This window comes from Bacillus sp. F19, assembly GCA_023823795.1.
GTDB lineage: Bacteria > Bacillota > Bacilli > Bacillales > Bacillaceae > Bacillus_P.
Map to the genome: position 1 here is coordinate 2,262,207 of CP085710.1, position 22,758 is coordinate 2,284,964.

Here is a 22,758-nt window from a genome sequence, read left to right on the forward strand (position 1 = left end):
AAAGATATAGATGAGATTAAAGGGATTATTGGCATATCCTTGCTTAACAAGGGGTGTACAAGGTTAGGATTTGAGATTTTCACTATTTTAAGTCCCACCTATAACCTCTTCAAACAATTGGCGTTTTTTCCCATATATTACATTTCAACAACAAGACGATCAACAAAAGGGCAAAAAATTCCTTCTCCAAACTACTTATTATAGTTGGATTTATCGAAAATCAGTTTTTGAAAATGAAATGGACCATAATCGATACCGCATGTATGAACTCTTGTTTTTACTTTCGATGGAAAAATTAATTGAAGAAAAGAAACCTCACCTCATAATATGCACGCATGCATTGCCTTCTTATATGCTGAGCCAATTAAAAAGGAGGAAAAAGCAAACGATTCCTGTCGTCAATGTTTATACCGATTATTTCATTAATCACATATGGGGAATCGAGGAGATCGATTATCATTTTGTACCAAGCAGAGAGTTAATGGACTATTTAATAGACAGGGGAATTGAATCTGAGCGGATTTTTGTAACTGGGATACCAATCCATTCAAAGTTAAAGGAATTGAAAAAGGAAACGTAACCAATTTTCGATACTAATTTCAGGGGGTAACCTTGGTGCCGGAGCCATCCAATCATTAATTCAAAAGCTTCAACCGGCAGGTAATATTCATTACCGGGTTTTATGCGGAAAAAACAAAAAACTTTTTCAATTTATTGCAGAGATTTATAATCAGATGATCATCCCAATATCATACATTTCATCAAAAGAGGAAATGAATCAGTTATATCATGAGGCGGATGCGATTATAACAAAGCCTGGCGGAGTCACGATTAGCGAATGTTTATACAAAAAAATTCCGATTTTTGTGTATCATGCCTTGCCTGGTCAGGAGGAAATCAATTTATGCTATCTGAAGAAGCAAGGTCTCATTCTGCTGGATCCTCTTTTGGTTATGCGGTTCATAGTGGCTCTGAATTTGCCAGATTCAAAGACACTTGGGTCAACTCCAGCGAACGCCACAAGTTTTTGGGGAGCACTGAATCGTTCAATTTCCCCAATTTCGGAGATAATCGTTGCAGCGATTTTTTCTCCAATGCCGGGAATTGATTGAATGATTTCATATTACTCTACTTCTTTAGCGAGAGCATCTATTTCATCTGCCAACTTTGATAGATGCTCTTTGTACTGAAGAAGCAGATCACTGTACATATGCAGGCTTAGAATATGGCTGTGGTAAAGGGCTTTCTGAAACGGATTTCGGATCGCAGCCTCTTTAAGCTGTGTGGCTTTTTCTTTCGCCCACTTTTTAGACCGGCTATTACATAATTCAGCTATAGTACCTGCCAGAGCCTCTTCATCCGTATTTAGGATCTCTTCAGAAGAAGAGAATCTTCGTAAAGTGAGAAGGGAAACGACGGAATAAAAAGAACTTAAAATAAAAAGCTGACTCAAAAATGTTGTTATTCAACGACCTTTTGAGTCAGCCTCTTTTATTTTATTGGATAATTAAACTGAGCAATTTTTTTCTAGGGAATAAATGGGCTATCCACTCTAAAGGAAATCATTTCTAAGTATATTTTGTGTAAAAAGGGTTTTATTGAGGTCGCGGGAGTTTGCTATTATGATAATAGAATAATAGAAAAGGTTGGGGGATATGATGTTCAAAGTTTATAAGAATATAATGGAAAAAATTGAACGTCAATTTTATGGGAGCATTCGTACTAAGATGGTGCTGTTTTTTATTATGGTGGCACTGATACCGCTCTTTTTGTTCGGTTATCTCTCCTATCAAAAATCCTCATCCATTGTGAATAAGCAATTTAATGAATATGAGAATTTTGCTGTTTCCCAGTTAGAGAAGCAGATTGAAAATACGATTGACCAGATGTATGTTGTTTCAAACGACATCAACCACTATTTATCCGACCCTACTTTAATTGTCATTAAAGAGGAGCTCCCGCGGACGTATGCAGGATTCATCGAGAAAAAGAACTTTGAAAGATTCCTTGAAGCCCATAAAACGTTTAATACAAAAGGAATCTATCTTATAACCAGCTCAGGCTATTATTACGGTGGAGACCATCTGAATACTCAAAAGCTATTTCAAAAGCCCTTTTGGAAAGAAGCAGGCACATTAAAACAAGGAGAGCGCTGGGTCGGATTCTACAAAGCGGATCATTATGATGACAACAATCCGCCTCAACAAACTATTGGCCTCGTTTTGCCGATTCAGAGCCAATATGGAATATTAAAGGGAAGCAAGCTGTTAATTGAGACCAATGCGGAAGAGCTATTTTCATATATTGAATTTTTGGAAAGAGATGTCCATTCCTTTGTGACAATACATGATAATAGGCATAAGGTTATTTATCAAACAGAGAACAAAATGAAATCGCTACCAAACGATATTGTCAGGGTCACCACAATTGATGCCTATGACTGGGAAATTGAGGTCCGTGTCCCTGAAAAACTATTTTATCAGTCTTCGAAAGTCATTTTTAATTATACTATACTAGCCATTTTCTTCTCGATTTTACTTGCTAGTATACTTGCTATGGTCTTTTCTGCTCAAATAGCAAAGAGAATTAGAAGACTTAAAGATTCGATGGAACGAGTTAGTGCCGGCCATTTGCAAACACAGGTAGCTGTAAAAGAATATGACGAAATTGGGAAACTGACGATCAGCTTTAATCAGATGGTCCAACAAATAAAGGAATTAATCGATGAAATTAGTGAAACGGAAAGATTAAAAAGGAAAGCAGAGTTAAGGGCGTTTCATTATCAAATAAACCCCCATTTATTGTTTAATACATTGAATTCCATACAATGGAAGGCAAGGCTTTCTAACGCGAATGAAGTACAGCAGATGATCTACCATCTTACAGAGGTCCTGCATGAAAATCTTAATTTTTTGGATGAATTGATTCCGTTGAAAAAGGAGCTGGATACCATCCAGCATTTTTTGAAGGTACAGGAAATCCGTTATGGTCATACGTTTGATTATGAGGAGATGGTCAGACCGGAATGCTCAGAGTATTTAGTGCCAAGATTGTCCCTCCAGCCTTTATTTGAAAATATCTTTTTTCATGCATTTGATGATGGAAGGGGAAAGATCCAATTAACAGTTGAGGACAAATCTGATTTCATTCTGTTAACATTGATTGATAATGGAAAAGGGATGAATGAAGAAAATGCACTTAATCTACTGAAAGCTCAATTACCAAATGAAAAAGCACGAGGAATTGGCGTGAACAATGTTGATCAACGGTTGAAGCTTCATTTTGGGAATGAATATGGTCTTACGATTGAATCCAAGCAAGGAATAGGAACAACCCTCAAAATGCGCTGGCCGAAAAGGAGGCAGACAAATGATCAAAGTCATAGTGATTGATGATGAATATATCGTACGAAAAGGGTTAATGGCAACAATAAATTGGCAGAAATTTAATATGGAAGTGGTTGCGGATGCTGCAAACGGCAAGAAAGGCTGGGAACAGTTTCTTGAACACTCCCCAGATGTGGTGATTACTGATATTGTCATGCCAGAACTGAATGGAATTGAACTGGCTCGAAAAATAAAACAAGCTGCCCCAAGTACCAAAATATTGCTGTTAAGCTGTCACCGTGATTTTGAATATGCACAGGAAGGCTTAAATCTTGGAGCTTCTGGCTATATTTTAAAAACGGCATTTCAGGATCATGAATTTGAAGAATATCTCAAGCGGTTTACAGAGGAAATTGAAAAATCAGAAACAAAAAAACAGGCTTCTGCAGATTCTTCTACACTTACAAAAGTGTTTTATGAATGGCTGTGCGGTTTTGAAAACTCGTTTTCCGACTTGTTAAAGGAAAAGTGCCAATCGGAATGGGAGTGGATTGAGAAGCCATTTTTTATCTACCATCTAAATCGCCTAAACAATGGGGATATTTCAGTAGAAAAACAAATTGAAACCTTGTTTCCGGACATAACGGAGAAAATCATCTGCGGCCAGGATCAATGTTTTATGTTTATTTCCGAGCCGTACGGGCCCCATTTTGAGCAAAAACTAATGATAGCCAAAAAAAATATCCCGTCACTCCAGTGGAATGTGAGCGGCCCGAATAAAGGTGTCGAGGAGTGGATGAATGGTGTTAAATTTTTGTACAACCAGTTAAAAATCGAACAACAATTTAAGGTTTCCCTAAAGGAATGGCCTGATCCGATTCGAAAGGCAGTGTATCTGATCACGAAATACCTGTCAGAATCTTTTTCATCGGTTGAAATAGCTCATAAAGTGGGACTAAGCAGGAGCCATTTTAGTACACTTTTTAAAAAATCAGTTGGTGAAAGTTTTTACACATTTTCGGAAAAATTAAAACTCAGTGCTGCTTGCGAACTGCTTGAAATGACTTCCCTCACTTTGCAGGAAATAGGTGAGAAGATCGGGATACAGGACGGCAAATATTTCAGTAAGTGGTTTAAAAAATGTATGGGACAGACTCCTTCTGAATATCGCCAAACAAAAAGGAGAAAAAGCCCGGACAATGTTACACCTGCTTCGTATATTTGACAGAAAATTAAAACAATATGACGACCAATTTAAGATGGATTTATGTATGAGACCGCTTTCATTATAGGTAAAATGAAAGCGGTTATATTTTTATATAAAAAAAGGGGGAAATTCAAAATGAAGAAAATCAGCATTACAGCATTAATTTTATTATTGGTTAGTATATTCTCCTTGGCAGCTTGTTCGAACAGCAGTTCAGGTGAAAATGCTTCGGAAAGCAAGAGTGAAGAGACAGAAGGGAAAGGGAATACAACTCTTCGCTTTGCTACATGGGACTCCGGGGAGGAACTGAAAATCCAACAAGAGATTGCAAAAAGGTTTGAAGAAAAGAATCCTGGAGTAAAGGTTCAGGTTGAAGCTTACGGTGATGGTTTTGACCAGAAGTTGGCAGCATCATTCGGGGCAAAAAATCCTCCTGATGTGATGTATATGTGGAATTTTCCTGCGTATTACGAATCCCTTGAGCCTTTGGATGAGTACATCGAAGGTGACGCGGTTATGGACATGGACGATTTTTACCAAGGGTTATTTAATTATTCAAGCATGAATGGCAAAGTTTACGGAATGCCTGCTGGATTTACAACTAGGGTTGTGTATTATAACAAGGATTTATTTGATGCAGCAAACATCCCTTATCCTAAGGATGGCTGGACATGGGGTGAATTCAAAAAAATAGCCCAAAAATTATCAGATCCGAGCAAGAAACAATATGGCTTTGGGGTAGTGCCGGAGCCAGATACGTATGATCTCCAAGGGTTGGTCTGGAGCAATGGCGGCAGGTTCATCAGTGAAGATGGCCAAAAAATTAAGGGGTATATGAACAGCCCTGAAACAATCGAATCAATTCAACTATTAAGTGATCTTATTAAGGATAAAAGCGCTGTTCTAGTTGGCGGACAAAACCAGCAAAGCGGCGATGATATTTTCAAGGCAGGAAAAATTGCAATGTGGGAAAGCGGTATTTGGCCTTTAGAAGGTTTTAAAGAAGCTGGAATAAATGTTGGAACGGTTGAGGTTCCGTCCTTTGGCGACAAACCGGCTAAAGGTGTTATCGCTTCATCTGCCATTTCTGTAGCGAAGGATTCTAAAAATAAGGATCTTGCCTATGAATTTGTGAAATTTTATTCATCAGCGGAAGCGATTAAAATGCGTACAGCTGATTTACCAGTAAGGATCAGTGTTGTAAAAGAAATGAATATGGAGCAGGACCCATTATTAAGTCCGTTTTATAAAATGCTGGAACGCTCTGACGATACACCTGCATTTCTTTTAAACAGCAATTGGAATGAAATTAACCGTAATCTTTCCGCGGCAGTGAATGCAATCATGCTGGGACAAGATGCGGAAAAACTTCTAGATAAAGCCGGTCAGGACTCAGAGAAATACATCAAGTAATATGACTAAAAAAATGAGGTGTTATTGTTGAAATCTATACCAGCATCTTCAGCACCATATAGGGAATTAAGCAAGAAAAGGAAAATAAAGTGGGACAGTATTGTCCCCTTTCTTTTTATCTCCCCATGGATCATCGGATTTCTAGCATTCACGCTTGGTCCCTTATTATTTTCTCTTTTTATTAGCTTTTTTGACTGGCCAGTTGTCGGTGAGGCGACATTCGTCGGCCTTGATAACTATAAGACTATGTTTACAGAAGACCCGCTGTTCTGGAAATCACTATGGGTAACAGTAAAATTTGCTGCGCTTTTCGTCCCGTTAAATATCATTACAGCTCTGGTTTTGGCCATTTTACTGAATCAGAATGTCAAAGGGCATTCTTTTTTCCGAACCTTTTTCTACCTTCCATCAGTTATTTCCGGTGTCGCACTTGCGATGATTTGGGCTTGGGTCTACAACGGTGAATACGGGATTCTAAATTACGTTCTTTCCTTGATTGGAGTCCAGGGGCCCGACTGGCTGAATGATACGAGCTGGGCGCTATTAGCGATGGTCATTGCAAGCTTGTGGGGGCAAGGAACGATGATGCTGATCTTCCTAGCCGGTTTAAAAGGAATTCCGAAAGAGCTTTATGAGGCGTCATCGATCGATGGAGCCAAGAAGCTGCACCAGTTTTTTAAAATCACATTGCCATTGCTGACGCCTACCATTCTGTTTAATTTAATCACAACGATTATCACCGCCTTCCAGCAATTGACTTTAGCTCTGCTTTTAACTGGAGGAGGACCGCTTAATTCAACGTACTTCTATGCGATGTATGTGTACGAGAATGCTTTTAAATACTTTAAAATGGGCTATTCTTCTGCGAATGCGTGGTTTATGTTTTTAATTGTTTTGGGTCTGAGCATGCTTGTGTTTAAATCCTCGGCAGCATGGGTGTACTACGAAGGAGAAGTGAAGAATAAATAGATTTGCATCAATCTATGAAAACGAGGGGTTTTTACTATGAAAATGAAAAGAAGGGTCGAAAAAACCTTTATATATGGTCTCTTAATCTTGTTTTCACTGTTGTTTTTGGCACCGTTTTTTTGGATGGCAACGACATCGCTGAAATCACCGGACGAATTATACCTTTTTCCGCCAAAATGGATACCGTCCAATCTAGAGTTTGAGAATTTTAAAGAAGCATGGCTTTCACAGCCGTTCACGCAATTTCTGACGAATTCAATCGTGGTGACAGCCTTGGCAACTATTGGCCAGCTTGTTTCTTCTTCACTGGTAGCTTACGGGTTTGCGAGATTTACTTTTAAAGGAAGAGACTTTTTGTTTATGGTGCTTCTTGCGACGATGATGATTCCATGGGAAGTAACGATGATCCCTTTATATATGGAATTTAACTTCCTGGGCTGGATTAATTCGCTGAAGCCGTTGATTGTGCCCTCCTGGTTCGGGGCGCCATTTTATATCTTCCTGCTCCGCCAGTTTATTATGTCGATACCGAAAGAGCTGGATGAAGCGGCAAAAATGGACGGTGCCAACCAGTTCCAGATTTTTTATAAAATTTACCTTCCGCTGATGAAGCCAGCGTTAATCCTGGTAGGAGTGTTCAGTATTCTGGCTTGCTGGAACGATTACCTTGGTCCGCTCGTATTTTTGAATGACCAGAGCAAATACACATTGACATTGGGCCTTGCACAATTTAAAGGAATGTTCGGCGTAGATATGGAGGGGATCATGGCGATTACTTTCCTAATCAGCTTGCCGCCGCTTATTCTCTTCTTTGTTGCGCAGCGCTATATCGTTGACGATATTACTAAGACCGGAGTAAAAGGGTAACTGCTAAATTGAAAAATAGATTAGAGAACGGATCAGAAGGACACCAATCCTATGATCAGTCAGCTTCTATCAACGCGGAGCTGAACACCAAGTTTTTTAAAATGAAAGGTTGAAAAAGCGCTATGACACAGTCATTACACTTTCTATCTTTGCCGTCTGGTGTAAAGCGGTTTTTGGCCACTGAATCGCTGTACGGGCTGAGTATCGGAATGTTTACTTTGATCCTGAATCTTCATTTCATTGAAATTGGAATCACAGAAAAGCAAATTGGGCTGATCACATCAATGGGGATTTTGGTCTTGGGGATCTTTGCAATACCTGTAAGCATCTTGGCCAAAAAAACAGGCCGAAAAAAACTGTTGATTGCAGGCGTGGGATGTCTAGCCCTTGGATGTGCCATCTTTGCTTTTGCAGAAAGCTTTGCTTTATTTTTATTGGCTCAATTTGTGGTTTCAATTGGGTTCACACTTGTGGAAACAACGGAAATTCAGTTGTTGTTTCATTATAGCCGGACAAAAAAGGAAGAAACGCAGGCGTATAGCTTTTTATTCGCGGTGTTTACCGCATTTACCGGTGCAGGAACCTTAGTTGCCGGATTCTTGCCAAATTGGATCGAGCTCTCTGAGAATGGCTATCAGAATACCTTGCTGGTCACGTCCTTTTTGTTTCTTTTATTAGCGATTGTAAGAGGATGCATGCTGCCAGCCGAGCATCAGAGGGTAATAGCGCCTGAACAGAAGCGTTTTCCTTACGCTAAAGCCAAGATTTCCCGTGGTTTGCGGCATAAGTTATTGCTTTTCTCGACTTTTGCCTTTATTACAGGTGGCGCGGTTGCCTGCTTGCAGCCTTATTTGAATTTATTTGTTAAGCTTCGCTTTGATTTCTCGAATGAGGCTGTATCTATCCTGCTGGCTCTACATGGATTGGCATTGTTTATCGGATCCGTTTTTTCACCAACGCTTATTGAACGTTTTGGAGTGAAACAGACGTTTTTTTATGTATACCTGATGAACATTTGTTTCTGCTTTCTATTATTCATGAACAGTCATCCTTATTTCTTTTCGGTGCTATTGCTGATCAGAGGCGGGGTTTTTACAATGCTTACGAATCTGGTCGACAGCTTATCGATGTCATCGTTTAAGGATGAGGATCGGGACTTGTATGCGGGAATGAGGGCAGTGTTCCGGAGTGTTGGTTCCGCATTAGCCGCATATATGATTGGCACCATCCTAACAGGCAAGAACTATACACTTCCTTTCCTGTTGGCCGGCTTGCTCCTTCTGCTGGGATATGTGTATTTCTCTCAAGTAATCAGACCGAAATTTTTCGAAGGCGATCAAGAATTCCAAACAAACAGACGAGGTGAAATTACAAATGAAATTTAAAACTGATTTATTACTGGCAGACATAAAAAACCAGCATATTGTTGCAAGAAATCGTGAAAATTCCAGAGCCCATTTTTATTCGTTTGAGTCAATCGGGTCAGCTCTAACCATTGACCCTGCAATGTCTTCATTATACATGCTTTTAAATGGCAACTGGAAATTTGCTTACTCTCCTACACCTGAAGAAGCACCGAAGCATTTTTACTGTCAAGATTTTGTTTGCAGCGGCTGGAATGACATAAAAGTACCGGGACACTGGCAGCTGCAGGGATATGGAAAACCACATTATACCGATTTGTATTATCCGTTTCCTACACTTCCACCAAATGTTCCAACAGAAAACCCAACGGGATGTTACCGGCGTGAATTTTCCATCCCTGAAGATTGGGCCGGAAGGAACGTGTTTGTCCGGTTTGACGGTGTTGACAGTGCCTTCCACCTTTGGGTAAATGACGTTGAGGTAGGATACAGTCAGGGAAGCAGGTTGACAGCAGAATTTGATCTGACTCCTTATTTAAATAATGGGATAAATTCGATTTCTCTCCGGGTTTACCAGTGGTGTGACGGAACGTACTTAGAGGATCAAGATATGTGGTGGATGAGCGGGATTTTTCGAGACGTCTATCTTGTTGCCCAGTCAAAAACGTTTGTAAAGGATTTTCAAGTAACAACCACTTTTGATGAAGATTACAAAGATGGGCAAGTATCTGTCCGAACCGTTTTTGAAAACAGGGGCACCCAAAATGAAGCAGTCAGCTTTACCTATTTGTTAGTGGATGCAGAGAGAAACATTGTAGGTAAGAATGACTTGGAGAATGCGCTGGAAATTCACGCGCAAACCGAGCGTGAATTTTCGATTTCCCTTGACGTACTTGAGCCAAAGAAATGGTCTGCTGAAAGCCCATATTTATACAAGCTCCTTATTTTGGTAAAACAAGGCGAAAAACTTCTTGAAGTCATTCCAAGCCGGATTGGTTTCAAGCAGGTTGAAATAAAAGACCGGAACTTCTTGGTAAATGGCGTTCCAATTTTACTAAAAGGAGTTAACCGCCATGATCATGATCCGAATCACGGGAGATATGTTCCTTTTGAAAAAATGAAGCAGGATGTCATCATGATGAAGCAGCATAATATCAACGCTGTTCGGACGGCTCATTATCCGAACTCTCCTACCTTTTATGACTTATGTGACGAATACGGCTTGTACGTGATGAGTGAAGCGGACCTTGAGTGCCATGGATTTGAGTTAATCGGGGATATTTCAAAGCTCTCCAATGATCCTGAATGGGAAACTGCCTATGTTGACCGGATCGAACGGACTGTCCAGCGCGATAAAAACCACCCATCGATTATCATGTGGTCCCTTGGCAATGAATCAGGGATTGGCTGCAACTTTGAAGCTATGGCAAAAAGGTGCCGAGAGCTGGATGAAACCCGGCTTGTTCATTATGAAGGCGACAGTGAAGCAAAAGTGGCGGATGTATACAGCACGATGTATTCCTCAGTGGAAAAGATTATCGGCTTCGCCAATGAAGTGGATTGGCAAAAGCCGCATGTCCTTTGCGAATATGCCCACGCGATGGGGAACGGACCTGGCGGACTGCAGGAATATTGGGATGCGTTCCGCTCGCATAAAAGATTGCAGGGTGGTTTCGTCTGGGAATGGATTGACCATGGCTTAAAACAAACCACCGCTGAAGGAGACGTTTTTTATGCTTACGGCGGCGATTTCGGAGATTATCCAAACAATGGCAACTTTGTCATCGATGGATTAGTATTCCCTGACCGGACACCATCTCCAGGGCTGCTTCAGTATAAAAAAATCATTGAGCCAGTGCATATAAAAGAAATCGATGCCCTTAAAGGCCGTTTTACTTTGTACAACGAGTATGACTTTATCAGCCTGGAGCATTTGACGGTTAGTTGGACATTAAAAGCAGACGGGAAGGTAATCGAGAGTGGTATCATCGAAACTCCTTATATTGCACCTGGAGAGACAAAGGAAATCACGATCCCATACAAGACGATTATGAATCCACAAATCAATACCGATTATTGGTTAATCGTTTCGCTTATAAATAAGGATGCCACCCTCTGGAGCGAACAAGGGCATGAAATCGCTTGGGAGCAGTTCTCAGTTCCAGTTAATCAGCAGGTGAGCGGAGATATTAAGCTGTTATCATCAACTTCCACAGTCGAAGAAGACCACCAGTTGTCTACATCTGAGCTCACCGTTGAGGAAAATAACAAGTTCTACCGTATAAAAGGGAAAAATTTCTCCCTTGAATTCCATAAGGTTACCGGACGAATGCTTTCCTGGGAGTTCGACGGGACACAGGTTGTGCAAAATGGACCACAGATCAACTTCTGGAGACCGCCAATCGATAATGATATGTATGTGGTTAAAGAATGGCGGGAGGCCTATCTGGAACGGATGCAGCATCAAACAAGGAATGTGGAAATCAACCAAATTGAGCAAGGCATTGTAGAAGTGGCCGTTAAAACACTGGTGGCCGCGCCAGTCCATAGCTGGGGATTTGATTGCGTGTATCGCTATCAAATTTACGGGAACGGGCTTGTTTCTCTAACAGTCGAAGGCACACCAAACAACGTTCCAGTGAAAATGCTTCCGAAGGTCGGTCTGGAGCTTGAACTTCCAAAAGATATGCACCACGCGAAATGGTATGGAAGAGGACCAGGCGAATCTTACAGTGACAGCAAAGAAGCATGCCCAATCGATATATATGATCTAGAAGTTCACAAGCTTTATACGCCATATGTTTATCCGCAGGAAAACGGGAACCGTACGGATGTAAGATGGGTGTCTATGAAAAATAACCACGGTGCAGGATTATTGGCAGCGGGAAGTCCTTTGCTGAACTTCAGCGCGTCACAATACACCAAAGAGGATATTGAAAAAGCCGGTCACCAGTACCAGCTAAAGCCCCTTGATTACATTATCCTTAATTTAGACTATAAACAAAACGGGCTTGGAAGCAACAGCTGTGGACCCGGACAGCATCCGCAATACCAGGTGAACCCTGAAGATTTTTCATTCGAATTCTTTTTCCTGCCGTTTAACACGACAGGAAATTCGGAAATTAATCTAGCCAAGCAAATACAATGCTTTTCTAAAATTGAGAAAGAGAAGGGATCTTATGTTTGATATAAAAAAAATTCCCTTTAGCCGCTATGGTTCCTTTATTACTATTTCTCCAAATCATCATGAAGACAGTGAAGGGCCCCTTTACCTTCGTAACATCAGGAACGGGGACAACGATTTTGGAGAAGTATTTCAGATTGATATAGTAAGGCAGGGTATCTCACTGCCTTATAAGGCGGTTTTAACTCCTAGCTTCCTCCGGCTTGAAGCGGCTGAAGGGTTTGCGGAATTTTGCATAACAGAAGCAAAAGTACTACAGATAAGAAGCAAGGGTGTTGGGGTGAGGCTGACAGGCATTACAGGTGCATATGATTATGCAGTCCCTGTTGAAAAAAATCGCTGGGAAGTCAATCATTCGCGTCAGGAAATGCGGTATATGCTCACTGTTAAAAAAGGGCGTCTTTTAGTGGACGCCCCTTTTATAGAACAGCGCTGTGAAAAAATAATCGCTGACTTTCTTCCAGACCCCCAATTTGAGGAAATGGAATATGTGATTGAAGAGTTTACTACTGTCTACCAGCCCCGTTCTTATTCTGCTTTTTCAGTGGGACAAAAAAACGTTAAAAAAGAATACGATTCGTGGCTTGATAATACCCTTGAGACACCCGAGGAATATACAAAAGGCAAAGACCTTGCATCTTATATTACTTGGTCCTGTGTTGTTCCTTCAGAGGGGATGCTAATGAGGCCAGCCATGTATATGTCCAAGAACTGGATGACAAACATTTGGAGCTGGGACCATTGCTTCAATGCGTTAGCCTTAGCAAAAAATTCTCCTGAACTAGCCTGGGACCAGTTTATGATCTTTTTTGATTTGCAGGATGAGTCTGGTGTTCTGCCAGATTTCGTTAATAATCGGTTTGCATTGTGGAATTTTACGAAACCGCCCATCCATGGCTGGACACTGCGCCGCATTTGGGAGCAAAACAATTATTTTACCACGGATAAACTGCAGGAGATATATCAGCCTCTTGTAAAATGGACGAAGTGGTGGCTTCTATATCAGGATAGCGACCGAGACGGGATTCCCCAATACAATCACGGAAATGACAGCGGCTGGGATAATAGTACAATTTTCCACAAGGGGACCCCTGTTGAAAGCCCGGACCTGGCATCATTCTTAGTGCTGCAAATGGAAGTGCTGTCGGAGATTGCTAGTAAACTAAGTCTAATTGATGATGCAAGAAAGTGGATGCAGGAATCGGAAAACATGTTAGCAAGAATGATTGACCACTTTTGGGATGGACAACGATTTGTGGCAAAACGTTCAGGTACACATGAATCTATCGAATCAGATAGTCTAGTTTTATATGTCCCTCTGATTCTCGGAAAAAGACTGCCGGGGCATATCTTAAACAGACTGGTGGGGGATATAAGGAATAAAGGCTTTTTAACAGAGTACGGACTAGCAACTGAGCTACCCGAAAGCCCGTTTTATCGCCCAGATGGTTATTGGAGGGGTCCAATCTGGGCACCTACCACATTGCTGCTCGTCGATGGTCTTCTCTCATCCGGCCAAAAGGAATTAGCCCTCGAAGTTGCGCGGAGATTCTGTGCAATGGCAACCAAATCAGGCATGGCTGAAAACTATGACGCTCTAACCGGGGAAAGCCTACGCGACCCAGCATTCACCTGGACCTCCAGCGTATTCCTGATCCTTGGCCAACTTATCGCTACAGAGCGTAATTAACTACGTTTTTTTGCAGGGTTAGGATATGAAGAAATAAAGGTGCACAGAATCTCGAAAATTCCATTATTTTAGGTTCTTGTGCAAAGATTCCACTCGTTTGAAAGAAGCAGATAGATTTCTAATAAAATCTGGACTTATGCAGCAATAGAAGTTGCTATTTTATGCAAAAAGAACAGAGAGAGATTAGAGGCTATGAAGGACTTTATAACATTTCTAGTTCAGTTAGAGTAATTTCTTTAAGGATACAGATGCCGTTGTTGCCAAAGCTCTTCGTCTCGAACAACCTAAGTCAAAAAAAAAGGTAGATATTTTTTACTCATCTTATGCAGCTTAATGCTGTCATTAATAAAAAGCTGTCTTTCTTTTGTGATAAAGTAAAATTTATTCATGCTGGGGTCGGTTATTTCAAAGATGTGATACCCAAAAAGATTTAAGATAGGATTTGTGTAGATCATGTTTGACTTCACGTAGTTAATCCCCATCTCGAGGAATAGAAGTGACATGGAAAGCAAGTCTTTTGGATTGCTAGATTAATAGGTAAAAACGGAAAAATGTTAGACAAGATGTTGTTAATGGCAACACCGTCATGTGAGGTAATTTCTGATACTGTTGTCCGGCTAGGGGAAATTGATTTTGTTTTCCTAATAATACCTAGCAATATCAAGATTGAACTTAAGGCTAGCCCTAGCAATGTGCCAGTAATCCACAAATAATCTAGCGGAGCTTTAATTACAAAAATTAAAAACATGGGTGAATACGAACTTAAAAATAGAATCATTTTTACAAAAGGTCCCATGTTTTCATCGCCTTACTTCCTTTCTAATGGGAGTGAATGTTCTGACATATAGTACCATCAAAAGAATACTAGAATAAAAAATCACAAAAAAACCACTGTGAATGTTCCAGAACGATCTTTAACAATCGGGCGCCTTTCTTGAATAGAGAAGGGCTCTTTTTGAAGGGATTATTAATCATAAAAAGAAGATATAGAGTGAAAATATTCATTCTATAATTGGACACAGAAGGGGAGCTTTGATGATATTAGAAGCTGTTATGCTTCAAGTTAAAAAAGGTATGGAACAGGAATATGAAGAAGCTTTTCGTAAGGCATCTAAAATTATTTCAGCAATGAAGGGCTATATATCCCACGAACTACAGCGTTGTATGAAAGCTGAGGGGAAATATTTGTTATTAGTAAGGTGGGAAACTTTAGAAGATCATACAGTTGGATTTAGACAATCAGACGAATATCAAGAATGGAAAAATCAACTCCATCATTTTTATGAACCATTCCCGACAGTTGAACACTTTCAAAAAGTTGATCTTTCGTAAAAGTTTTACTTTACAAACGGTTGGCGTAAGGTGAGCATCTTCAACAAACGGGCGCTTTTCTTGAATATCCTTGCAGCGTGGATGTTCCAGGACGATCTTCAACAATCGGGCAGCATTCCTGTAATGAAGAAAAATGAGGTTTGAACAAAAAAATAACCTCTTGGTATGATATGAGTGTCCTGAAGCGGGCTGCGAAAAGGACAAAACATATATACCAGGAGGCCATCAATATGAATTATAACCAAAATGAAAAGATTGCTCAAATTACTTCTGAAACACTGATTATAGGTGTAGATATTGCGAAGTACAAGCATGTAGCTCGTGCTCAAGACTTTAGAGGCCTAGAGTTTGGTGCACCATGTCACTTTGAAAATACCAAATCACATTTTGATCTTTTTTTAGGCTGGATAAAACATTTGATGGAACAACAAGGCATGGATAAGGTGATTATTGGAATGGAGCCGACAGGTCATTATTGGCTCAACCTCGCTCATTTTCTGAAAGAAGAGGAGATTAAGTTTGTCGTGGTAAATCCTATGCATGTGAAGAAGTCTAAAGAATTAGATGATAATTCTCCAACCAAAAATGATGTGAAGGACGCAAAAGTCATTGCACAGCTAGTCAAAGATGGAAGATATGCCGAACCTAATATTCCACAAGGAGTTTATGCAGAACTTCGTGTGGCAAGGAAAATACGCGATCTCTTATTTGTTGACTTACAAGCTGTGCAGGGGCAAATTCATAACTGGTTAGATCGATATTTCCCTGAATTCTTAACAGTGTTTAAAGATTGGGAAGGAAAATCAGCACTACAATTATTAAAGTTAAATGTATTACCACATGAGTTAGAGATAGTCTCGGAACAAGAGATCCTCATTCATCTCAGAAAAGCTGTAAAACGTGCGGTTGGACTCAGTAAAATTCAAGAACTTAAACGAGTAGCCAAAGACTCTATTGGTATTCGTGAAGGTTCAAGGATGGCTAAATTAGAGCTTCGCACTTTACTAGACAAGTATGAATTAATAAATGAAAAGTTCGAAGAACTAGAATCTGATATTGATGGACTCCTTGAACGGATACCAGGTGTTCAACAAATGTTGGCCATCACAGGAATCGGCAAGGACACTGTAGCTGGCTTCTTTTCAGAAGTAGGGAATTTAAGTTACTATTCTCACCCTCGACAAATCATCAAGTTAGCTGGATTAAGCTTAAAGGAGAATACCTCTGGAAAGCACAAAGGGCAAACGAAGATTACAAAGAGAGGAAGGAAGACACTGAGGGCTCTCCTCTTCCGAGTAGCGATGCCTTTGGTAGCTAAGAACACTGCTTTTAAAGCTTTACATGAGTATTTTACAACACGTAAAACAAATCCTCTAAAGAAAATGCAGTCTCTTATAGCGATATGTAATAAGCTGATACGAATTCTTTTTACGATTGGTACAAAACAATGTGAATTTAGTGAAGATAGAATGTTGAAGGATATTCCCCATATGGCACCATTACAGAAAGCAGCTTAGAATTCATTTAGTTGGTTATTTATTTAGTTTTATTAGGTTTATTATTTTAGACATTTGAAGCACGGATTAGTCAGTAAAACAACAATACTACGGACTTTGATCCTGTCGGGCAGCATCACTGACATCCACCTCATGGAAAGGTTGGACGAAGGAATTTTGGAGCATAGACTCTGTGAGACATGGGAGGGTTGACCTCCATGAGACATGTGGACATCCACCAGTGCAACCATACTTTTACTAGGTAACCACTTTTTGGATAGGAGTGGTTAGGCAGTTAAGGACTTTTTTTCTCTGACACTCCAAAAATATCCTTATTTTCAACTTACATCCATAGCTTTGATGTCTAATTAAAATAAACCATGATGAAATCTTAAGAAAAAGCTAGAAATCCAGAGTTATTCCTTTCTTTATAGAGGGAGGATTGTTGAATAAGCCTTTTAGTAATTGTAATTATTAGAAAAGTGAAACTTTTTAATATTGAATTACGTATTATAAATAATTTAATTATAACGGGGGTGTAAAATGAAGAAGTACATTTTTTTTGTCTTATTAACATTGGTAATTGAGTCTTTATTAATTACTGGGACAATAGTTATTTGGGATACGCGTTTTCCAGAAACAATGTTCTTCGGTTCCTGTTTATTCATTTTCATTGCATTTTTACTAAGTTCTTCAGGAGATTTTTTATCTAAGAATTCTGAATACTCTGTTTTTGGGGCGGTGGCAGGAAGTTATCAACCCAAGCGTGAAGAAACTTATTTGATTATTAGTCCATTTTTAGTTGGTTCTATTTTGTTTCTCATCAGCTATTTTATAATATATTATTTTATTTATTGAATGTTTTCCAGCAAAAAGATGCACTTAAATGCAACAGTAATAAACCTTATTCGTAGTGTGTTACTCCATTATAGGGGGCGTTAATCGAAGATGGAATAGTACATTTCTTGTTGAAGTTCCTAAACTTTAGAAAATATTATATAGATGCCACCAGGAGGGAAATGCATTGAAGTATAACGATAAAGTTAAAATAATATTTGTTTTTTTATTATTTAGTTCCGTCGGCACTTTTACAATTGGTGAACTTGGACTATTTATAGGGATTATTATTGGTACCCTATATATGATACTTATTGAGTTATCTAAAATTTCTTCTTATTTAAAGGGTATTTCATCTAAAGATATTTCGTGAAAATAGTTTTTAATGTGTTATTCCACAATCGGGGGCGATTGCTTAACAAAGTGTCGTCTCTTCTTACTGAGTAAAGGGACAGGTTAGTTCAAGAAGGACTATGATAAGATAGAGTCAAAATATCTTATAAAGGACGACTTTTATGGATAAAAGATACTTTGAACTAGAAAATTACAAGGGTCCCCATATTCATATAGATAATTGGGAACCTTTTTGGGCAGAGGCGATTGCTTGGAAACGGTTAGACGGAAGCTGGGATGTTATGTTTTATGATTTCCAGAGTCAAGAAGAATTTGGCTTACTCTTCGGAACAAAAGAATACTATAAAGATGAAGTTGGAGGAGTTTTTCTCTTTGATACTCAAACGGACGAGGAGTGTACAGAAAAATTCATTAAATGGGTTCATTCTAACTTACTACCTTTAAGAACAAATAAGTGATTATCCTTGTTGCACTAACGGGTAGCGTTTGTTTAAGAAGAATTGTGAATTGAGTGAACAATTTTAGGACTGAATCCAAGTTGTAGCTATTCAATTAAAGGGGGCGATTGCTTAACAAAGAGTCGCCCTTACCTCAGAAAGCTATATAAATTTAAGAAAAGCGATTTAATGATTATGCTAATGAAAATAACAAAAAAGGTGAATTTTTGATGGAACAATCAGATCCTTTAATAATAAAAATTGAGAATCAAAGATGGCTTTACAATGATGAAGAAGACTTATGTTCTCACGGTGAAATTATCTTGAGCGTTAATGGAACTACCATTACACAATCTTATATAGACGAAGAATGGGGAATTAGTGAGTCTGCTTTGGCATTGTTAAGAACCCTTGATAAAGATTATATTTGTGACCCCGATAATGAGGAAGGTCTAATCCTCCACGGATGCGGTACAATTTTAATGATGGGTTGCCCTATTTCAATACATTGGACCGTAAAACACATTGACGACCAAGTGATTTTATCGGATTTTGTTAAAGTTACTACAACCAACCCAAAAACGGGAAGTATATATTATCCTGGACTAGAAATCAAATTAAGCAAAAACGAATATAAAAACCAAATTGTTTCGTTTGCCCTTCAAGCTAAAAAACTCTTTGATAATTCGAAAAAAAAGCTGATTTCTGATGACTTTGATAAAGAAATGTATGAAGAATTTTGGGATGAATACATCCAGCTATTAAAAAGTAATTCGCATTGGTAAAGTTCTTATTATTGGCGACTATAATTATCAAACTCTTATTCAACAATCGGGGGCTTATCTGGAATATCAATGCAGCGTGGATGTTCTAGGACGATCTTCAACAATCGGGCGCGTGTGCGGCCGAGCTTAGGTCGTATCATATAACGGGTGGGATTCCCGTCGAGTAAGAACTAGCCATTCGCTCGTAGCGAGTCTTGGAGGACTAAAGGTAACTTTAGTCTTTAAGCGTAGACAGTTAGGTGGAGCAGCCGTCAAGGCTGAAAATCTGATGGAGTGAAAGTCTCCTGTCATCAATTGGTCGATTCAGATGAATAGCATATCCAATGCGTGGGGAGGTAACAAACCACGTTCTGCTTGGAAGTAGAAGTCACGGCGGCCTGTTCTACACAGAGGGAACAGGGTCGGAACAGCCTGCGTGGCGAGCAAACACAGAGGCCGGAAGGCTTTAACGAATACTGCAGTCCCGAAATCTACGCCCCTCATTAGAAGCTGTTGGAGGGATTGTTGCTTAGCGTCGACCTTTGTCTAACGGGGGAAGACCGATGTCCTACAGGAAGAAACGATCAAAAGCACTGTAGGAGCAGCCGGGATATGGGTTCTAGCATTTGTGGAAAGATTTTCAGAGATAACGACGGGAAGGTCCTACTTCAAATTGAGAAGGTATTTATCAATAAAGACTTTCCATATAAGAGGCAAAATAGAAAATGGGAAGATGATTTAGGACTGGCGCATGAGGTCGTAGTAGCTATGAGGGAAGAGTAATGTCTTCTTAAGTATAAGTAAATTATACTCCTAGTCAAGGTAACACCTCTGATAGGGCAAAGGGCCTCTGGGCACTTGGAAAGTTCGAACATTATAGACACTGAGCTATATAGTATGTTCAGAACTAGCTTACTAGTAAACCTACAAACGATGGGGGAATATGTGTACCGACATTTAAGCCTGCGGTTGTATGGGAAGGCTTGTATGTGATTACCAAGGTCAGAACCGGACTCGGGAAATCCGACCGTCCGGGATCGTAGGGGGGCTACAGGAAACGTGATTCAATCGAATAAGCGCGCCTGTTTTCTACCCGACGGCGGGCCGAAAGCCAACCGGTTGAAGGGATTGAGCTCCATAATTGATTGTAAATCGAGAGGGCTGATGCTTTACGCAATTTAGAACTGGGAGATGCAGATAATTATTGGGCAGTCTTTGAACCATACTTACAAGAAGTACCTGTTCCTTGCAGTTTGAACGACGATCTCAAAGACATCTATAAAGATGTAAAAGAAGGAATTCTTTTGTATCAGAAAGATGAACGCTTAGAAGCCATTTGGCATTGGAAGTTCAACTTTGAAATTCATTGGGGTAGACACGCTTTGAATGCAATGCGTGCTTTACATTCAAATATTCTTAAGCAAACGGAGGCATTTCTTGAATAAAGTTATGCCCCTCATACAATTACATTACTTTAGTGAAATCCAATAATCAACTTGTCAATCTAAACGTAAAAGTTTTGAGTTCACTGCTTCTCATGAGCCCCTGATTATCAGTTCTCCTTTGTAGACCTTTCTAATAGTGGAAAATTCATGACCGGCAAGCCTGTCTAACAAACAAGCAACTACGTCCTTCACCATTTTATCAGTCTGGTTCTCAATACTTGAAAGTGCTGGAGAAGTTGTTAAACAAATTGGGTGGTTATCAAAACCGATTATGAATAAATTTTCGTTCAAAAGAACATTATGCTTTATTGCTGAAGTAACAATTCCCGCTGCTAAAAAGTCACTCCCCGAAATAATTCCGTCATATCTGCTTTGTTCTGAAAAAATTTCATCACCAAGCAAAATACCATCTTCAATTGAGGAATAACCACTTATCTTTTGGTCTTTGGTAATAGTTATATTTAAATCTCGATGGGCTCGAACAAACCCTTCCCATCTTTGTTTTTGGAGTTGAGTTCTTTCATCATCTGCACAGAACAACAAGTGGCTAAGTCCTTTTTTAAGCAGGTATCGTGTAGCCGAATAGACCGCCTCATCTTCATCTAGTGAAAAAACATCAAATTTTTTTGTTTTCAGTGGCTCATTACAAACAACTGCCACTTTATCTCTTACCCTCTCTTTTAATTCATCCTCTTCTAATAAAGTATGGGTAATAATAATTGCATCTAACTCATTTCTAGTTAATTGATTGTAAATCTCGCATTCCTCACTAAGTGAATAAGAGGTTTCGAAGACGACTATCTTAAATCCATTTTTCTACATTCTTTCGCTATTTTACTTACAAGAGGACTGAAATAAGGGTGATCCATTATAGGAATAGTTACACCAATGGTTTTAGAAGACTTAGTTCTTAGGCTAACCCCTCTTGCATTTCGAACGAAGGACAACTCCTCAATTGCTTTCATTACTCTTTTTCTGCTGTCTACTGAAACATGAGGATGATTATTAATAACACGAGATACGGTTGATTTGGAAACGCCACTTAAACGTGCTATATCAAGAATGGTAGCCATTAATATCACCTCTAAAAAAAGATTTGACATGGGAACGTTCCCTGCCTGTAACCTATAAACCATATTGTACAGGGGGGATTAAAAGTGCCACTAAAAGTTTACCATTCAAACGGAAAGCCTGACTACTTATTATTATTAGATTTTGATGAGACATACTATCCTCACGAATTAAAAAGATGGCAGTTGAAAAATTTATATGAGCTTGAGGATTACTTAGAAAACCTTCTTTATGAAAAAAATATTTTAATCGGCTGGGTAACAGGTAGTAGCTTGGTTGACATTCATAAAAAGATGAAAGCAGCTGGAATGAATTACCTTCCACACTTTATTGCTTCCAATTTAGGTACCGAATACTGGGAACTTAATCAAGACGGGGAATACATCCAAAATAAAACATGGTGTAAGAAAATAAAAACCTCTGGATTTTGTCAAAAGAAAGTAGAAGATTTGGTTCTTGATTTAAAGCAAATATATGGGATAGATCTACAGAAACAGACGCAATTTGGTCAACAAACGCTAAAGATGAACTATTATTATTTTATTGAGAATAGCGTAAAGACCAAATACGCTATTGATATCATCAGGACAATAGGAGCCTCTAACGGAGTATATATAAATATTAACCGTTGTAATCCTTTGGCCGGAGACCCAGACAATGCTTATGATGTAGACTTTATTCCACAAAACACAGGTAAACGAGCAGTTGCTCAATTTGCTATGGAACAGTTTAGAATTCCATATGAGAATACACTTGCGTTTGGGGATAGCGGTAATGATATTGAAATGCTAAAGGCAGTAAAACATGGATACTTATTACAAAATGCTACTGAGGAAGCAAAGCAATTACATTTATCTCTAACGTCAGAACCATATGCAAATGGAATAAAAAAGGTTTGTATGGATCTCTTCTAATTTACAATAATCTGTAGCCCTTAAAACATCGTTTGTTCGCCTTATTTCTTAATTGGGTTAATTAAAAAGGAACTTCATTGGAGTTCCC

20 protein-coding genes and 2 pseudogenes are annotated in these 22,758 nt (G+C 39.3%); 19 read left to right on the top strand and 3 right to left on the bottom strand.

Annotated features, from left to right (window positions below; genetic code table 11):
- Window positions 1-208: 208 nt before the first annotated feature.
- Together LIT25_11485 and LIT25_11490 are read left to right on the top strand one after the other, a co-directional pair.
- Window positions 209-580, top strand: a complete 372-nt coding sequence (locus LIT25_11485) for a hypothetical protein (GenBank protein USK36242.1) — start codon at window positions 209-211, stop codon at window positions 578-580.
- A gap of 16 nt (window positions 581-596) precedes the next feature.
- Window positions 597-863 (top strand): annotated as a pseudogene (locus LIT25_11490) (hypothetical protein).
- Between the two features lie 62 nt (window positions 864-925).
- Here the strand turns inward: LIT25_11490 and LIT25_11495 are convergent.
- Window positions 926-1,423 (bottom strand): annotated as a pseudogene (locus tag LIT25_11495) (transposase).
- 235 nt (window positions 1,424-1,658) lie between these two features.
- Here LIT25_11495 and LIT25_11500 point away from each other — a divergent pair.
- The 16 genes from LIT25_11500 to LIT25_11575 all read left to right on the top strand — a co-directional run bounded on the left by LIT25_11500 (window position 1,659) and on the right by LIT25_11575 (window position 20,685).
- A complete protein-coding gene (locus LIT25_11500) occupies window positions 1,659-3,392 on the top strand; it encodes a sensor histidine kinase (protein ID USK35860.1) in 1,734 nt (577 codons plus the stop codon).
- Window positions 3,370-4,551 (top strand): response regulator, encoded by a 1,182-nt coding sequence (locus tag LIT25_11505; GenBank protein ID USK35861.1) that lies wholly within the window; start codon window positions 3,370-3,372, stop codon window positions 4,549-4,551. Before LIT25_11500 ends, LIT25_11505 begins: the two co-directional genes overlap by 23 nt.
- A 117-nt stretch (window positions 4,552-4,668) precedes the next feature.
- Window positions 4,669-5,946 carry a sugar ABC transporter substrate-binding protein gene (locus LIT25_11510; protein ID USK35862.1) on the top strand — a complete coding sequence of 426 codons (1,278 nt, stop codon included), beginning with the start codon at window positions 4,669-4,671 and terminating at the stop codon, window positions 5,944-5,946.
- Between the two features lie 84 nt (window positions 5,947-6,030).
- Window positions 6,031-6,915 (top strand): sugar ABC transporter permease, encoded by an 885-nt coding sequence (locus tag LIT25_11515; protein USK36243.1) that lies wholly within the window; start codon window positions 6,031-6,033, stop codon window positions 6,913-6,915.
- 36 nt (window positions 6,916-6,951) lie between these two features.
- Entirely contained in the window at window positions 6,952-7,782 is an 831-nt protein-coding gene (locus LIT25_11520; GenBank protein USK35863.1) for a carbohydrate ABC transporter permease, read from the top strand.
- A 122-nt stretch (window positions 7,783-7,904) separates the two neighbouring features.
- Window positions 7,905-9,167 (top strand): MFS transporter, encoded by a 1,263-nt coding sequence (locus LIT25_11525; GenBank protein ID USK35864.1) that lies wholly within the window; start codon window positions 7,905-7,907, stop codon window positions 9,165-9,167.
- The gene (gene ebgA / locus LIT25_11530) at window positions 9,157-12,333 is read left to right on the top strand and encodes a beta-galactosidase subunit alpha (protein ID USK35865.1); all 3,177 of its coding nucleotides are present in this window, start codon (window positions 9,157-9,159) and stop codon (window positions 12,331-12,333) included. The genes LIT25_11525 and ebgA overlap by 11 nt, the downstream gene beginning before the upstream one ends.
- A complete protein-coding gene (locus LIT25_11535) occupies window positions 12,326-14,020 on the top strand; it encodes a hypothetical protein (protein ID USK35866.1) in 1,695 nt (564 codons plus the stop codon). The genes ebgA and LIT25_11535 overlap by 8 nt, the downstream gene beginning before the upstream one ends.
- A 1,035-nt stretch (window positions 14,021-15,055) precedes the next feature.
- Complete coding sequence (locus LIT25_11540) at window positions 15,056-15,352, top strand: antibiotic biosynthesis monooxygenase (protein ID USK35867.1); 297 nt, start codon at window positions 15,056-15,058, stop codon at window positions 15,350-15,352.
- 230 nt (window positions 15,353-15,582) lie between these two features.
- Window positions 15,583-16,869 carry an IS110 family transposase gene (locus tag LIT25_11545; GenBank protein ID USK35868.1) on the top strand — a complete coding sequence of 429 codons (1,287 nt, stop codon included), beginning with the start codon at window positions 15,583-15,585 and terminating at the stop codon, window positions 16,867-16,869.
- Between the two features lie 522 nt (window positions 16,870-17,391).
- On the top strand, window positions 17,392-17,706 hold the full coding sequence (locus LIT25_11550; protein USK35869.1) for a hypothetical protein: 315 nt from the start codon (window positions 17,392-17,394) through the stop codon (window positions 17,704-17,706).
- Window positions 17,707-17,872: 166 nt separating this feature from the next.
- A complete protein-coding gene (locus LIT25_11555) occupies window positions 17,873-18,058 on the top strand; it encodes a hypothetical protein (protein USK35870.1) in 186 nt (61 codons plus the stop codon).
- Window positions 18,059-18,200: 142 nt separating this feature from the next.
- Complete coding sequence (locus LIT25_11560) at window positions 18,201-18,497, top strand: hypothetical protein (GenBank protein ID USK35871.1); 297 nt, start codon at window positions 18,201-18,203, stop codon at window positions 18,495-18,497.
- 206 nt (window positions 18,498-18,703) lie between these two features.
- Window positions 18,704-19,261, top strand: coding sequence for a hypothetical protein (locus LIT25_11565; GenBank protein USK35872.1), 558 nt, complete (start codon window positions 18,704-18,706; stop codon window positions 19,259-19,261).
- Between the two features lie 591 nt (window positions 19,262-19,852).
- The gene (locus LIT25_11570; protein ID USK35873.1) at window positions 19,853-20,023 is read left to right on the top strand and encodes a hypothetical protein; all 171 of its coding nucleotides are present in this window, start codon (window positions 19,853-19,855) and stop codon (window positions 20,021-20,023) included.
- A 401-nt stretch (window positions 20,024-20,424) separates the two neighbouring features.
- Entirely contained in the window at window positions 20,425-20,685 is a 261-nt protein-coding gene (locus LIT25_11575) for a DUF5063 domain-containing protein (GenBank protein ID USK36244.1), read from the top strand.
- A 90-nt stretch (window positions 20,686-20,775) separates the two neighbouring features.
- On the opposite strand, the gene LIT25_11580 is transcribed toward LIT25_11575, so the two are convergent.
- Complete coding sequence (locus LIT25_11580) at window positions 20,776-21,486, bottom strand: substrate-binding domain-containing protein (protein USK36245.1); 711 nt, start codon at window positions 21,484-21,486, stop codon at window positions 20,776-20,778.
- Entirely contained in the window at window positions 21,483-21,758 is a 276-nt protein-coding gene (locus LIT25_11585; GenBank protein USK35874.1) for a LacI family transcriptional regulator, read from the bottom strand. The genes LIT25_11580 and LIT25_11585 overlap by 4 nt, the downstream gene beginning before the upstream one ends.
- 84 nt (window positions 21,759-21,842) lie before the next feature.
- Here LIT25_11585 and LIT25_11590 point away from each other — a divergent pair, with 84 nt between their 5' ends.
- The gene (locus LIT25_11590) at window positions 21,843-22,670 is read left to right on the top strand and encodes an HAD-IIB family hydrolase (GenBank protein ID USK35875.1); all 828 of its coding nucleotides are present in this window, start codon (window positions 21,843-21,845) and stop codon (window positions 22,668-22,670) included.
- Window positions 22,671-22,758 lie beyond the last annotated feature (88 nt).